General features: G+C 66.8%; 14 protein-coding genes. 3 read left to right on the forward strand and 11 right to left on the reverse strand.

Annotated features, from left to right (window positions below; all coding sequences use genetic code 11):
• Window positions 1-427 precede the first annotated feature (427 nt).
• The 6 genes from AC5P68_RS17690 to AC5P68_RS17715 form a co-directional block, all read right to left on the reverse strand.
• Window positions 428-880: a hypothetical protein gene (locus AC5P68_RS17690; protein WP_033833143.1), complete on the reverse strand. Its 453-nt coding sequence runs from the start codon at window positions 878-880 to the stop codon at window positions 428-430.
• Window positions 877-1,080, reverse strand: coding sequence for a PspC domain-containing protein (locus AC5P68_RS17695; protein ID WP_005410087.1), 204 nt, complete (start codon window positions 1,078-1,080; stop codon window positions 877-879). The genes AC5P68_RS17690 and AC5P68_RS17695 overlap by 4 nt, the downstream gene beginning before the upstream one ends.
• A 64-nt stretch (window positions 1,081-1,144) precedes the next feature.
• On the reverse strand, window positions 1,145-1,513 hold the full coding sequence (locus AC5P68_RS17700; protein ID WP_005413813.1) for a YfeK family protein: 369 nt from the start codon (window positions 1,511-1,513) through the stop codon (window positions 1,145-1,147).
• Between the two features lie 31 nt (window positions 1,514-1,544).
• Window positions 1,545-2,612 carry a class III poly(R)-hydroxyalkanoic acid synthase subunit PhaC gene (phaC, locus tag AC5P68_RS17705; RefSeq protein ID WP_033833144.1) on the reverse strand — a complete coding sequence of 356 codons (1,068 nt, stop codon included), beginning with the start codon at window positions 2,610-2,612 and terminating at the stop codon, window positions 1,545-1,547.
• Entirely contained in the window at window positions 2,609-3,673 is a 1,065-nt protein-coding gene (phaE, locus tag AC5P68_RS17710; protein WP_231522400.1) for a class III poly(R)-hydroxyalkanoic acid synthase subunit PhaE, read from the reverse strand. The genes phaC and phaE overlap by 4 nt, the downstream gene beginning before the upstream one ends.
• A gap of 22 nt (window positions 3,674-3,695) precedes the next feature.
• The gene (locus AC5P68_RS17715) at window positions 3,696-4,310 is read right to left on the reverse strand and encodes a CDP-alcohol phosphatidyltransferase family protein (RefSeq protein ID WP_014647547.1); all 615 of its coding nucleotides are present in this window, start codon (window positions 4,308-4,310) and stop codon (window positions 3,696-3,698) included.
• 343 nt (window positions 4,311-4,653) lie between these two features.
• On the opposite strand from AC5P68_RS17715, the gene AC5P68_RS17720 reads away from it, so the two are divergent.
• On the forward strand, window positions 4,654-5,304 hold the full coding sequence (locus AC5P68_RS17720; protein WP_231522401.1) for a class I SAM-dependent methyltransferase: 651 nt from the start codon (window positions 4,654-4,656) through the stop codon (window positions 5,302-5,304).
• A 64-nt stretch (window positions 5,305-5,368) separates the two neighbouring features.
• Here AC5P68_RS17720 and AC5P68_RS17725 read toward each other — a convergent pair whose 3' ends face one another.
• From AC5P68_RS17725 to ppsR, 5 genes are all read right to left on the reverse strand, one after another.
• Entirely contained in the window at window positions 5,369-6,733 is a 1,365-nt protein-coding gene (locus AC5P68_RS17725; RefSeq protein WP_231522402.1) for an MATE family efflux transporter, read from the reverse strand.
• A gap of 115 nt (window positions 6,734-6,848) precedes the next feature.
• Entirely contained in the window at window positions 6,849-7,478 is a 630-nt protein-coding gene (locus AC5P68_RS17730; protein WP_231522403.1) for a DUF2239 family protein, read from the reverse strand.
• A gap of 162 nt (window positions 7,479-7,640) precedes the next feature.
• Window positions 7,641-8,129 (reverse strand): NUDIX hydrolase, encoded by a 489-nt coding sequence (locus AC5P68_RS17735; RefSeq protein WP_005413820.1) that lies wholly within the window; start codon window positions 8,127-8,129, stop codon window positions 7,641-7,643.
• A 41-nt stretch (window positions 8,130-8,170) separates the two neighbouring features.
• Window positions 8,171-8,680 (reverse strand): DUF1249 domain-containing protein, encoded by a 510-nt coding sequence (locus AC5P68_RS17740; RefSeq protein ID WP_032966899.1) that lies wholly within the window; start codon window positions 8,678-8,680, stop codon window positions 8,171-8,173.
• Between the two features lie 153 nt (window positions 8,681-8,833).
• Complete coding sequence (gene ppsR / locus AC5P68_RS17745) at window positions 8,834-9,655, reverse strand: posphoenolpyruvate synthetase regulatory kinase/phosphorylase PpsR (RefSeq protein WP_005410097.1); 822 nt, start codon at window positions 9,653-9,655, stop codon at window positions 8,834-8,836.
• 144 nt (window positions 9,656-9,799) lie between these two features.
• On the opposite strand from ppsR, the gene ppsA reads away from it, so the two are divergent.
• Both ppsA and AC5P68_RS17755 read left to right on the forward strand, forming a co-directional pair.
• Window positions 9,800-12,178, forward strand: a complete 2,379-nt coding sequence (gene ppsA, locus AC5P68_RS17750; RefSeq protein ID WP_111193439.1) for a phosphoenolpyruvate synthase — start codon at window positions 9,800-9,802, stop codon at window positions 12,176-12,178.
• A gap of 151 nt (window positions 12,179-12,329) precedes the next feature.
• Complete coding sequence (locus AC5P68_RS17755; RefSeq protein WP_005410099.1) at window positions 12,330-13,226, forward strand: mechanosensitive ion channel family protein; 897 nt, start codon at window positions 12,330-12,332, stop codon at window positions 13,224-13,226.
• Window positions 13,227-13,435 lie beyond the last annotated feature (209 nt).

Consider the following 13,435-nt stretch of genomic DNA (forward strand, 5'->3'; position numbering starts at 1 on the left):
CCCCCCCACGGAAAAGAAAAAAGAAGATCAAAAGCAAAAACAGCTTGGCCGGCTGATTTGTTGCTTCCTGTAGAGCCAAGCCAAGCCAAGCCAAGCCATGCCCCGCTCGCGAGCAAGCGAAGCGCGCGACCCGCTTCTGCTGTTCTATTTCTTCTCCGTGGCTGGACGCGCACGGAAACTGTCAGGGGCCGGGCGGGGTGGGTTCGCGGGACCGTTGGCGCCATGGGCCCGAGGCATGCCTCGGGCGGGTTGGGCAGGACGCCCAACCCCGGTCTTGCCGTGTGCGCAGGACTGCGCACACGAGCAAGGCGCCATCGAGCCCCCAGGGACGGGTTTACGGCGTGTCCCGCGAACCCACCCCGCCTGGCCCAATCGCATGAAACGCATTCCGCGACCACCCACGAGGGGCTGCGCCGTTGGCTGGAAACTACGGCCACCAGCCACGCCCGAACCGGGCGAAATGATCGGCCGCCCGTTCGAACGGATTGCGCGCACTCACCCCGCCGCACAGCAGGTACACCGGCAGGTACAGCGGGCCCAGCACCATGTACTGGTACACGTGCGCCCGTTCGTGATCATCCAGCCGGATCAGCGGCTCCACGCCCCACCCTGCCTGATGCGCATAGGTGCGGCAGGAAATGCCCAGGTCATGGCCGGTATGCAGGATCACGTTCCCCAGAGTGATCGCCCCGCCTGGCCCCCACGGCCAGTGGTCGAACACCAGCGCGCAGTCACGCCCGCTCCAGCGCAATGTCGCGCCGCCAAGCATGCCAGCCAGGCCGCCGATCACGCCGAGCAGGGAATTGGGTGACGTCCACACCGCGCCCAGCACCTGCAGCGCGCGCAGCCAGATCGGCCAGGGCGTTGCTCCAGTCTTCAATCGGCCTCGTTGGGGATCAGGAGCCACAGGATCAGGTAGACCAGGATGCCAGGGAAGGCGGCGGAGGCCAGCGAAACCAGCACGTAGATCACCCGCAGCAGGGTCGCATTCCAGCCGAAGCGATGGGCAATGCCGCCCATCACGCCGGCAATCATGCGGTCGTTCAATGAACGCGACAGCGTTTTGGGCGTGGTGTTCATGGCGGCAGCTCCGGGAAACGGACAAGGCAGTCGAACATGGCTCGACTCTACACCGCCCCCATGTCTACGGCGTGCGGTGGCGCAGGGCCTGCAGGCGTGCGCCGAACCAGGCGGCTGCGGTCTGTTCAGGCTGCCCCGGACACTGGATGCGGTAGGGTTTGCCACTCATGCTGCTCTGGCTGGCAGCGCGCTCGATGAACTGCTCGGCGCTGTCCACCATGCCCTTTTTCAGCAGGTAATCGTACTTGCGCTGCAGGTGCGCGCGCGCGTCGCTGCCGTCGTACCAGCTGCCATTGCGCTGGAAACGGCATTGGGAGCCATCCAGGCTGGCGATCAGCTGGGCGATCTCCCGGCGTGCATCCGTACTGGGTGCGGCGTGGGCAAGTGGTGCTGTCAGCAGTGCCGCAAGAATCAACAAAATCCGGTACATCATCACCCCCAAGTCAGTCGAGCATGGCTCGACTCTACAGATCGCGCGCCTTCAACCAGCCATCGATCGTGGCCGGTACTTCGCGCTGCGCGCGGCCGGAAACGTAGATACCAATATGCCCACCACGGAAACTGGACTCGGTGTAGTCGTCCGTGCCCAAACGCCCGCGCATCGCGCGCGAGGCATCCGGTGGCACCAGATGGTCCTGCTCGGCATAGATGTTCAGCACCGGCAGCGTCACCTGCGACAGATCCACCGCTTCCTCGCCGATCCGCACCGTGCCGTTCACCAGCCCATTGCCCTGGTAGAACTGCTTGATGAAATCGCGAAACGCCTCGCCCGCCAGGTCCGGTGAATCGAAGATCCACTTCTCCATGCGCAGGAAATCCTCCAGCGCGGCCTTGTCATCGAGGATGTCGAGCAGGCCGACGTACTTCTGCACGTTCAGGCGGAATGGCTTGAGCATCAGGTAACTGGCATTCATCAGGTCGGCCGGGATGTTGCCCAGCGTGTCGACCAGCAGGTCCACGTCCACCTGCCGCGCCCAATGCGAGAGCATGTTGTCAGCCGTCTGGAAGTCGACCGGGGTGACCATGGTGATCAGCTTGCCCAGCTTCTGCCGGCGCAGCGCGGCGTAGCACAGCGCGAACACCCCGCCCTGGCAGATGCCGAGCAGGTCGACCGGGCCGCCACTGCGGGTGCGCAGCGCGTCCACCGCACCATCGATATAGCGCAGCAGGTAGTCCTCCAGGGTCTGGAAGCGTTCGGACCGGTCCGGGTAGCCCCAGTCCAGCACGTACACGTCCTGGCCCAGCGCCAGCAGCTTCTGCACCAGCGAACGGTCGGCCTGCAGGTCGACCATGTACGGCCGGTTGACCAGCGCGTAGACGATCAGCAGCGGCGTGCGCCGGGTCGGTGCCTGTTCGCCGACGAAGCGGTACAGCACCACCTTGCCGTCACGCCAGACTTCCTCGCGCGCGGTCACGCCATAGTCCACGTCTTCCACCTGCGGCAGCAGCTTCAGCCCTTCCATCAGCTTGCGCTGCATGGCAAGGGTCTCCTGCATCAGGTCATCGGCGTTGAAGCCCAGCGGTCCTTTCATCGGTCACGCGCCCGAGTGGAAGCGCGAGACGCAGCCTTCTTCGCAGACACCTTCTTTGCAGGCGCCTTCTTCGCCGGCGCGGCCTTCTTCGCGGCTTTGCGCGCGGCCGGCTTCACCTTCGCCGGTGCCGGCTGCGACACCGGATCGACCGCGGCGGTCCCCGCCAGCACCGCCACCTGTGCCTGCAGGCGGCGAAGGCTGCGCTCCAGTTCGGCAATACGGCGATGCGCGGCGTCCATCTCGCTGCGGGTCGGCAGGCCGATACGCTCACTCATCTGTTCCACCTCGCGCTGCAGGCCGGCGCGCAGGCGCATCTGCGCGTTGCCCAGCGAGGCGTACACCTGCTGGAACGGTTCGGACATGGCGACCTTGGCGTAGGCCTCCTCGGCCACTTCGATCCACAGGTCGAACATCGCGCGGGCGCTGGTCAACTGGCTGCCGGGCTGTTCGTGCTCGGCCAGACGCTGCTCGAACAACGCGAAGGCCTCGTCCAACGCCTGCCTGATCTGATCAACGTAGGCGCGCGAATGCTGCTGGTACTCCTCCTGCGCCCGCAGCAGCGCCTGCCAGCGCGCCTGGTGCTCGCGGCCGGGGCCGAACGCCGGGCTCTGCAGCCACGGGCCCGCCTGCAGCTGGAACTGCTGCAGCCATGCGGCGAAGTCGGGCACGGTGGCGCCGGCGTGGGTGCTGCCACGGGCGCCCTGCAGCATCCACTGCAGCATGCCATCGCCCTGCCCCTGCACCGCCTCGCGCCAGGCATGGGCCACCTCGGCGCTGCTGGCATCGCGGCCGGCGAAACGCGCGGCCACTTCCTGCATGGTGCCGTACCAGCTGCCGGCCTGTTCGCGGAAACGGCGCACGGCATCTTCCGGCGCACCCTGCCCCTGTTCGGGCAACAGCTGGCTCCACCAGTCGAACAGCCGTTGCCAGCTGCCGGGGTCGCCGCCGGCCGGTGCACCGGGCGTGCTCGCGTGGCGCAGCGCATCGCCCCAGGCACCGAAGTACTGCCGCGCCAGCGTTTCGAAATCGCTGCTGCCGGCGTCGTGGGCCGAGCTGGTCATCGCAGGCCTCCGAAGGGCTGGTTCATGGCTTGGGAATGCGCAGGGTCTTGCTGATCATCAGCGACCCGGACAGGGCGAACAGCAGCACCATCGGGTGCAGCTGCCACGGGCCGATCTGCCACTGGCCGAACCAGATGTTCTGGCCGATGGCATCGGTACCGGCGGCAATCGCCAGTACGATCACCAGCACCAGGCTGGTCGGGATCGGGGTGCCCTCGAAATACGTGACCTTGCCCTCGTCGCCGGCGAGCGCCTCGGCGGTGACGTTGTAGCGTGCCAGGCGGCTGACACCGCAGCAGACGAAGTAGCTCAGCACCAGCCAGTCCCAGCCGCCCTGCATGCCGCAGGCATAGGCCAGTGCCGCCGGCGCCACGCCGAAGGAGATCACGTCGGACAGCGAGTCCAGCTCGCGGCCGAGGGTGGAGCTGGACTTGCGCCAGCGCGCGATGCGCCCGTCGAGCGCGTCGAAGATGAAGGCCAGCGGGATCAGCGCCATGCCGAACAGCAGGTAGCCGCGCTCGCCGTCCTGCAGGAAGCGCATCGCGGCAAAGACCGCACCGGTGCCGCAGAAAGCATTGGCCAGGGTGAACCAGTCGGCCAGCTGGAATTCGCGCAGCATCGAGAAGTGACGTTTCATGGGGTCTCACGGAGCATCAAGGCCCACAGGTTACCGCGAGCGCCGCCGCTGGCGACAGCACTGGCAGGACCCGCCTTCACCGCTCCCTCACCCGCCCTCACCGGCGGTGAATTTTTCGCCACCCATCTTGACAGCCTAGGGGGGTGGCGCCTGTCGCGGCTTATCCACAAAGTTGCCCACGCGTAATCCACACCCCCTGTGGACAACCAGATCTCACCGACTGCGACGCTGGACATTTCCTCATCACCCGGAAGCGGGGTTTCCCTACTTCCCAAGCCACAAGGTCGGCGCTATTGTCACCGGCGGACCCGCCGCCGCCACGTCCGAAACTCTGCAACGGACGATGATGATGCTGGATGCTCCCACCCTGGCCGCACAGCTGCGGCAGCCCCACGGCGAGGCCGCGCTGGCGGTGGCCGACTCGATGAACCACAGCAACGGCGCACTCAACCTGGCCGCAATCGGGCTGCTGGCCGTCGGTGCCGGCGAACGGGTCCTGGAGGTCGGCCCGGGCAATGCGGCCTTCGCGCCACTGATGCTGCAGGCCACCGGCAGCCACTATCTGGGCATCGAGCTGTCCACGGCCATGGTCGAGGCCGGCAACCAGCGGCTGGCCGACGCCGGGGTGGCCGAACGTGCGGCGATGCGACACGGCGACGCCCATGCACTGCCGGTCGCCGATGCCGCGATGGATGCCGCGCTGGCGGTCAACACCCTGTACTTCTGGCCGAACCTGGCCCCGGTGCTGGACGAACTGGCGCGGGTGCTGCGCCGGGGCGGCCGCCTGTGCCTGGCCTTCGGCGATGCCAGCTTCATGCGCAGCCTGCCATTCGCCGCCGACTTCCAGCTGCATGAGCTGGACGCGGTGGAGCTGGCCCTGCGCGTGTCCGGCTTCCGCGTCTCGGCCTGGCGCAGCCACCGGGAAACCGCGACCGGCAATGATGGCCAGGCGCGCGAAAAACACTTCCACCTGCTGCTGGCACAGCGGTGCTGAAGTGGTAGTGCTGGCCGCTGGCCGGCTGCTCCGGCCATTGCGGATTGCCGGCCAGCGGCCGGCACTACCCAGCCTGCACCCGGCGCCGCCAATGCGCGAAACAGAACACCTGCATCACCAGCATGGCCAGCAACCCCAGCGGCCATGCCCACCACAGCCCGGCCAGACCGTGCCGGGATTGCAGCCACATCGCCAACGGCAGCTCCAGCAGCAACACGGCAGCCATGCCCAGCAACGCCGGCAACAGCACCGTGCCGCTGCCGCGCATCACTCCGACCAGCACCGCACTGCCTCCCATCGCCAGCACGCCCCACACCACGGTGCGCAACTGCAACGCGGCCAGTTCGCGCACGTCGGTCGCCGCCAGGATCAGGCCGGTCAGCCAGGGCGCCAGCGCCACAACCAGCACCACCACCCCGCTCAGCATCGCCAGTCCAAGCAGCACGCCTGTGCGTGCGATGGCCGGCAGCCGTGCCGTACGCCCCGCGCCCATCGCATGCGCCGCGAGGATGGTGGCAGTGATGCCCAGCGACATCGCCGGCAGCTGCACCCAGCTCATCAACTGGTTGACCGCACCGTAGGCGGCCGTGGCCGTGTAGCCATAGCGGTTGATCCAGCCCAGCAGCACGATTTCGGCAATGGCCAGGCTGAGCATCTGCAACGAAGACGGTATGCCGATGCGCAGCATCGAACGGATCAGCGCTCCATCAAAGCGGATGGCTTGCAGCAACTCATGCCCCGGGGCCAACGGGTGCCCCATCCGCTGCCACCGCCACATCAGCCAGGCCAGGGCCAGCAGCGAGGCGAGCGCCGCCGAGACTGCCGCACTGGCCGCGCCCAGCTGCGGCAGGCCGGCCCAGCCCAGGATCAGCAGCGGCGTGCACAGCAGGCCGACCACCGTGGCCAGCAGCAGCGCATGCAGCGGCGTTTTGGCATCGCCCACCGCACGGCTCACCGCAGTGGCCAGCCACAGCAGGAAGAACGCCGGTGCCGCCAGCAGCAGGACACGGGCATAGACGATGGATTCGCCGAGGATCGGCGCGGGCGTGCCCAGTGCCGCCAGCAGCGGTAGCGCGAAACCGCCGCCGACCGCCATCACCAGCACTGACAACAGCAGAATCAGTGCCACCGCACTGCCGGCCACCGCGCGAGCCTGTTGCGGCCGGCCCGCTCCCCAGGCCTGGCCGATCAGCACCGTCGCACCGGTCGCCAGACCCATTACCAAGGCCAGCAGCAGGAAGAAGACAGGGAAGAACGCTGCGGCGGCGGCCACCGCCTGCGTACCCAGCAGATGGCCGAGGTAGATGTTGTCCAGCGTGCCTGCGGCCAGCTGCAATGCGTTGGTCAGCAGCATCGGCAGCAGCAGGTTCAGATAGGTGTGCCAGAGGGGCGGCGCGACCGGGGGGATGGGATGTGCGGGGGTGTCCATGGGGTTCTCTGGGCAAGGCGCTGCCCTGCCCGGCGTTTCCGCCAGCAAAGCAAAGGGAGCGGGCGGCCGTGGCCCGCGATCAGGTGGCGCCGCCGCTCAGCAACGGCGCAGTGGCTCAGCCGTCTGCGTGGTCCGAAGAATCATCGAAGGCCAGGCGCAGGGCGTGATTGCGCACATCCTCGGGCCAGCTGCGCAACGCCATTTCCAGGCCCGCCCGGTCATGCGCGAACAGCATGCGGATGGCCTCCTCGAAACCCGGCAGGTCTCCGGCGATGGTCTGCAGGAAGTGATAGGCACGCTCGCTGTGGCGGCGCTGCCGGTCCTTGTCGGCACCAGCACGGCTGGCCGCCTCCACCAGCTTGCGCAGCACTACCGAGGCCCCGCCGGGCTGCTCGGCCAGCCACGCCCAGTGGCGCGGCAGCAGGGTCACTTCGCGTGCGACCACGCCCAGCTTGGGGCGGCCGCGGCCACGCGGAGTTGCCGGCGCCTCTTCGGCAGTAACGTCGGCATCCGCCTCGACGGCGGCGGGAAAGGCTTCGACGACCCGCGCCAGCAGTTCTGCGTCACTGCCGCGCGTATCGAAATCACGGGTGCGGCCGGTAGCGTTGTCGAACACAAGCAGCGGACCGGCAGCGTTGCCGGCACGCAGCTGCTTCAGCGCCAGCGCAGCCACTTCCGGGGTACCGGAGGCGACCAGCCGGTGGCCGTCGAAGCAACTGAAGGGAGGGAGTCGGGACGCAGGCATGGCAATGGCATCGGAGGTGATGCACGAATATTGCCCGGGTAATTTGCGTTCGTCAATATTGCCCGGACATTAATCAACCGGAAGAGCGTGCCAACCAAGGTTGGCACCCACCTGGAAGGTTGATCCCCACTCGAAAGATCGCCCCCCTCCCGATTCGCCGGTTTACAGCCGGCTGTAGGACCAGCTGACCATGCGGCCGTCCTGGTACGGCATCACGCCGTGGAACGGGCGCGGGTCGGCGTCGAATACCAGCGGCAGGAAGTTGCGGTCGCCCTCCCACATCGGCAGCGTGTCCAGCTTGTCCAGGTCCACCCACTCCAGCGTGCCTTCATGGTTGCCGCCGTGCGGGGTGCCTTCGAAACTGTCGATGACGAACACGAAGCCCAGCCAGTCCTCGCCGTGCTTGCCGAAACCCGGCCAGCTGATGGTGCCGCGCAGGCGCATGCCGGTGCAGTCGATGCCGGCTTCCTCGGCGATCTCGCGGCGCATGCCTGCCGCAACGTCTTCGGTTGGTTCGATCTTGCCGCCCAGCCCGTTGTACTTGCCCAGGTGGTGGTCACCGGGCCGGGTGTTGCGGTGGATCATCAGCACCTGGCGACGATCGGGCGACAGCACGTAGCCCAGGGTGGCGACGATCGGGGTGTACGGCATGGGCAGCATCCAGCGGCAGGTCAGCCGTGGATTATGGCCGATCAGCGCACCAGCGACAGGCGGCGTTCGGCAGCCGCAGTGGCGCCATCAGGATCGCGGCGCAGGGTGGCCACGCCGTGGCCGCGCTCGGCGAGGTATTCCAGCCACTTGCCGAGGAAGGTGTTCATGCGCATGCGGTGGCTGATCAGTTCCGCCGGCGGCGGGTACAGGCCCATGGTGTCCTGCCAGCGGCGGCCGACGTAGCAATGGGTGGTCTCGGCCTGGCGCGCATCACGGTACAGGCGGACGTAGGCCGACGGGTCCGGCTCACCGGTGACCGGGTCGGCCAGGTCGTAGGTCAGGCGCAGTTCCACCGTGTAGCGGTGGCATTCGATCACGTCCAGGCGCACATCCAGGCCGTCGCCGATCGAGGAGATGTAGCTGCCCGCCACCAGTCCGGCCGGTTCGAACAGGCGCACCAGATGGCGATAGTTCTCCGCGTACAGGCCCATGAGCCAGCTCAACCGGCTCAGGCGGGGAATGCGTTCGGTACGGGGCAAGGCTCGGGCCATGGGTCGATCCTACACGTTGGTGCTTCAACGTGGGGGCGTACATGCGCAAGCCAAGCCCTGGGGTAGTGCCGGCCGCTGGCCGGCAGCGCAATATCGCGGCCGAGGGTCCATCGATCAGCCGGCCAGCGGCCGGCTCTACCGGCTCCACCGGAATCAATACAACTCGCGCTGCAGCCCCAGCGTGGCCAGCACCTTGCTGGAAATCTCCTCGATCGAGGTATGGGTGGTGCTCAGCGTCGGGATCCGCTCCATCTGGAACATCACCTCGGCCGCGGCCACCTCGCGCTTGCAGGTCTCCAGGTTGGCGTAGCGCGAGTTCGGGCGGCGCTCCTGGCGGATCTGCTGCAGGCGGTCCGGGTCGATGGTCAGGCCGAACAGCTTGCGCCGGTAATTGCGCAGGCGTGGCGGCAGGCGATCGCTTTCCAGGTCCTCGTCGGTCAGCGGGTAGTTGGCCGCACGCACGCCGTAATGCAGGGCCAGGTAGATGCAGGTGGGCGTCTTGCCGGCGCGCGACACCGCCACCAGGATCACGTCGGCATCGTCGTAGTTCACCGCGATACCGTCATCGTGGGTCAGGGCGAAGTTCATCGCGTTGATGCGGCGGTGGTAGGTGTCGAAGTCGACCATGCCGTGGGCCTGGCCGACCCGGGCCAGGCGCGGGCTGGCCAGTTCACGCTCCAGCGGCTCGATGAACGGCGCGAACACATCCAGCATCAGCGCCCCGCTGTCGGCCAGGATCAGGCTCAGGCTCTGGTCCACGCAGGAGTTCACCACGATCGGCCGGACCTGGTACCGCTCCCCTGCCGCCTGGATCCGGGCACAGGCTTCACGCGCTTTTTCGGGGTCGTCGACAAACGACATGCGGTCGGTAATGAAGCTGAACCCGGAGAACTGGGTGAGCAGGCTATGCCCAATGGTTTCAGCGGTGATACCGGTTCCATCGGAAACGTAGAACACCGGGCGGATGGTCGACATGCGCGCTTTTACCCCCTACGAAGCTTAAAAAGGCCGCCAGCACAAGCTTGTGCCGACAGTGGTCTGCCCGGCATCATATCGGCTTCTTCCTACGGACGCGGCCACTCAGCCCGCCTCGGGCGATGGCCAAACGGAGCATCGCGCTTGAACGAGAACATCCTGTGGTTGCACGAACTGCGTCTGGCCGATCTGGCCCGCGTAGGCGGCAAGAATTCGTCCCTGGGCGAGATGATCGGCAACCTGGCCGGTCTGGGCGTTTCGGTGCCGGGCGGTTATGCCACCACCGCTGAAGCCTTCAAGGACTTCATCGCGCACAACGACCTGTCCAAGCGCATCTTCGACAAGCTGGCCACGCTGGACGTCGAGGACGTCAACGCGCTGACCGCCGCCGGCAAGGAAATCCGCAGCTGGGTGATCGATGCGCCGCTGCAGCCGCAGCTGGACCAGGACATCCGCACTGCCTACGCCAAGCTGAGCGCCGACAACGGCGGCGGCGACGTGGCCGTAGCCGTGCGTTCGTCGGCCACCGCCGAGGATCTGCCGGATGCCTCCTTCGCCGGCCAGCAGGAAACCTTCCTCAACGTCACCGGTGCCGACGATGTCGTGCACAAGGTCAAGGAAGTGTTCGCCTCGCTGTACAACGACCGTGCCATCGCCTACCGCGTGCACCACGGCTTCAAGCATGAGGACGTGTTCCTGTCCGCCGGCGTGCAGCTGATGGTGCGCTCGGGCGTCGGTTCCTCCGGCGTGCTGTTCACCCTGGACACCGAGTCCGGCTTCCGCGACGTGGTGTTCGTCACCTCTTCGTTCGGCCTGGGCGAAATGGTCGTGCAGGGTGCGGTCAATCCGGACGAGTACTACGTCTACAAGCCCACCCTGCAGGCCGGCAAGCCGGCGATCCTGCGCCGCTCGCTCGGCAGCAAGGCGATCCGCATGGTGTATTCGGATGTCCCCGGTGAGCGCGTGAAGATCGAGGACACCCCGGTCGAACTGCGCAACACCTTCTCGATCAGCGACGAGGACGTGCAGGAACTGTCCAAGCAGGCGCTGGTCATCGAAAAGCACTACGGCCGCCCGATGGACATCGAGTGGGCCAAGGACGGTGTCAGCGGCAAGCTGTTCATCGTGCAGGCGCGCCCGGAAACGGTGAAGTCGCGCAGCCACGCCACCCAGATCGAGCGCTTCGCGCTGACCGAAAAGGGCGGCAACGTGCTGGCCGAAGGCCGCGCCGTCGGCGCCAAGATCGGTTCGGGCGTGGCCCGCGTGGTCAAGACGCTGGACGACATGAACCGCGTGCAGCCGGGCGACGTGCTGATCGCCGACATGACCGACCCGGACTGGGAACCGGTGATGAAGCGCGCTTCGGCCATCGTCACCAACCGTGGTGGCCGCACCTGCCACGCCGCGATCATCGCGCGCGAGCTGGGCGTGCCCGCCGTGGTCGGTTCGGGCAACGCCACCAAGGTCATTGAAGATGGCCAGCTGGTCACCGTCAGCTGCGCTGAAGGCGATACCGGCTTCATCTACGAAGGCAAGCTCGGCTTCGAGCGCACCACCACCGATCTGGGCAACATGCCGCCGGCCCCGCTGAAGATCATGATGAACGTGGCCAACCCGGAACGTGCCTTCGACTTCGGCCAGCTGCCGAACGCCGGCATCGGCCTGGCCCGCCTGGAAATGATCATCGCCAGCCACATCGGCATCCACCCGAACGCGCTGCTGGAATACGACCGCCAGGACGCGGCGACCAAGAAGAAGATCGACGAGAAGATCGCCGGCTACGGTGATCCGGTCAGCTTCTACGTCGACCGCCTGGCTGAAGGCATCGCCACCCTCACCGCCTCGGTTGCACCGAACCCGGTGATCGTGCGCCTGTCGGACTTCAAGTCCAACGAGTACGCCAACCTGATCGGCGGCAGCAACTACGAGCCGCACGAAGAGAACCCGATGATCGGCTTCCGCGGCGCCAGCCGTTACGTCGACCCGAGCTTCTCGGCCGCCTTCGCGCTGGAGTGCAAGGCCGTGCTGCGCGTGCGCAACGAAATGGGCCTGGACAACCTGTGGGTCATGATTCCGTTCGTGCGCACCCTGGAAGAAGGCCGCAAGGTCGTCGAGGTGCTGGAACAGAACGGCCTGAAGCAGGGCGAGAACGGCCTGAAGATCATCATGATGTGCGAAGTGCCGTCCAACGCACTGCTCGCCGATGAGTTCCTGGAGATCTTCGACGGCTTCTCGATCGGCTCCAACGACCTGACCCAGCTGAGCCTGGGCCTGGACCGCGACTCTTCGATCGTTGCGCACCTGTTCGACGAGCGGAACCCGGCAGTGAAGAAGCTGCTGTCGATGGCGATCAAGGCAGCACGTGCCAAGGGCAAGTACGTTGGCATCTGCGGCCAGGGTCCGTCCGATCACCCGGATCTGGCCGAATGGCTGATGCAGGAAGGCATCGAGTCGGTGTCGCTGAACCCGGACACCGTGGTCGATACCTGGCTGCGCCTGGCCAAGCTGAAGGCCAACGGCTGATGCCGTGATGGCTACAGGCTGACGTCGTGTTCATCGGCGTCGGCCGATACTGCTGCTGCATGCAAGCCCCGCCTCTGCGGGGCTTCGTGTTTCTGGCGTGCACGCACGCCCTGCCCCACGCAGACACCGTTTCTCAGCAAAGGACTTCCGCATGATCGCCGCAGCAGCACCCGCCGCCCCCGCCGCAACGCCCTGGTTCCACTCGCTCGACTGGGAACGCCTGCTGGAAACCTACGGCGTGCCGTTGCTGGCCGCGATCGTGGTGCTGCTGGTGGGCCTGTGGGTGGCACGTCGCTTGTCCAATGCAATGCCGCGCGCCACTGCGCGCATGGGTGTGGACCCGATGCTGGGCAGCTTCCTTCGCAATGTGGTGTACGCCGCCTCACTGGTGATCGTGGTGGTGCTGGCCATCGGCACGCTGGGCGTGCAGATCACCCCGCTGCTGGCCGTGCTCGGCACCGCTGGCCTGGCGGTCGGTCTGGCATTGAAGGATTCGCTGTCCAACATCGCCTCGGGCGTGATGCTGGTGACGCTGCGTCCGTTCCGCGTGGGCGATGTGGTCACCGTGGCCGGCCAGACCGGCACGGTGCGCGAAGTGCGCATCTTCCAGACCGTTCTGACTGGCGCCGACAACCAGCACACCACCATTCCGAACACGCTGATCACCGCCGCACCGATCATCAACCTCACCGCCGAACCGACACGCCGCGTCGAACTGGTGATCGGCATCGGCTACGAGGACAACATCCAGCTGGCACGCGACACCGCGCTGGCGCTGATGAAGGCCGACCCGCGCGTGCTGCAGACCCCCGCACCGGACGTGGTGGTCTACGAGCTGGGCGCACACGCCATCAACCTCGGCATCCGCTGCTACGTGAAGTCGGCCGACTGGTTCGGCACCAAGGTCACGCTGCTGGAGCAGCTGAAGCTGGGCTATGACAAGGCCGGCATCAACATCCCGTACCCGCAGCAGGACATGCACCTGTACCTGCATGGCAAGGATGGCGGCGTGGTTGAAGCCGACGCGCTGGTGCGCGACAAGCCGTGATCCGGCAGTGGAATGCCGGCCAGCGGCCGGCACTACCGCCTGACTGAAATGCCGGCCAGCGGCCGGCACTCCCCCCCTCGCCGCCTGACTGAAATGCCGGCCAGCGGCCGGCACTACCCCTCGCCGCCTGACTGAAATGCCGGCCAGCGGCCGGCACTACCCCTCGCCGCCTGACTGAAATGCCGGCCAGCGGCCGGCACTACCCCTCG

This window comes from Stenotrophomonas sp. YJH_SMC_58, assembly GCF_059369635.1.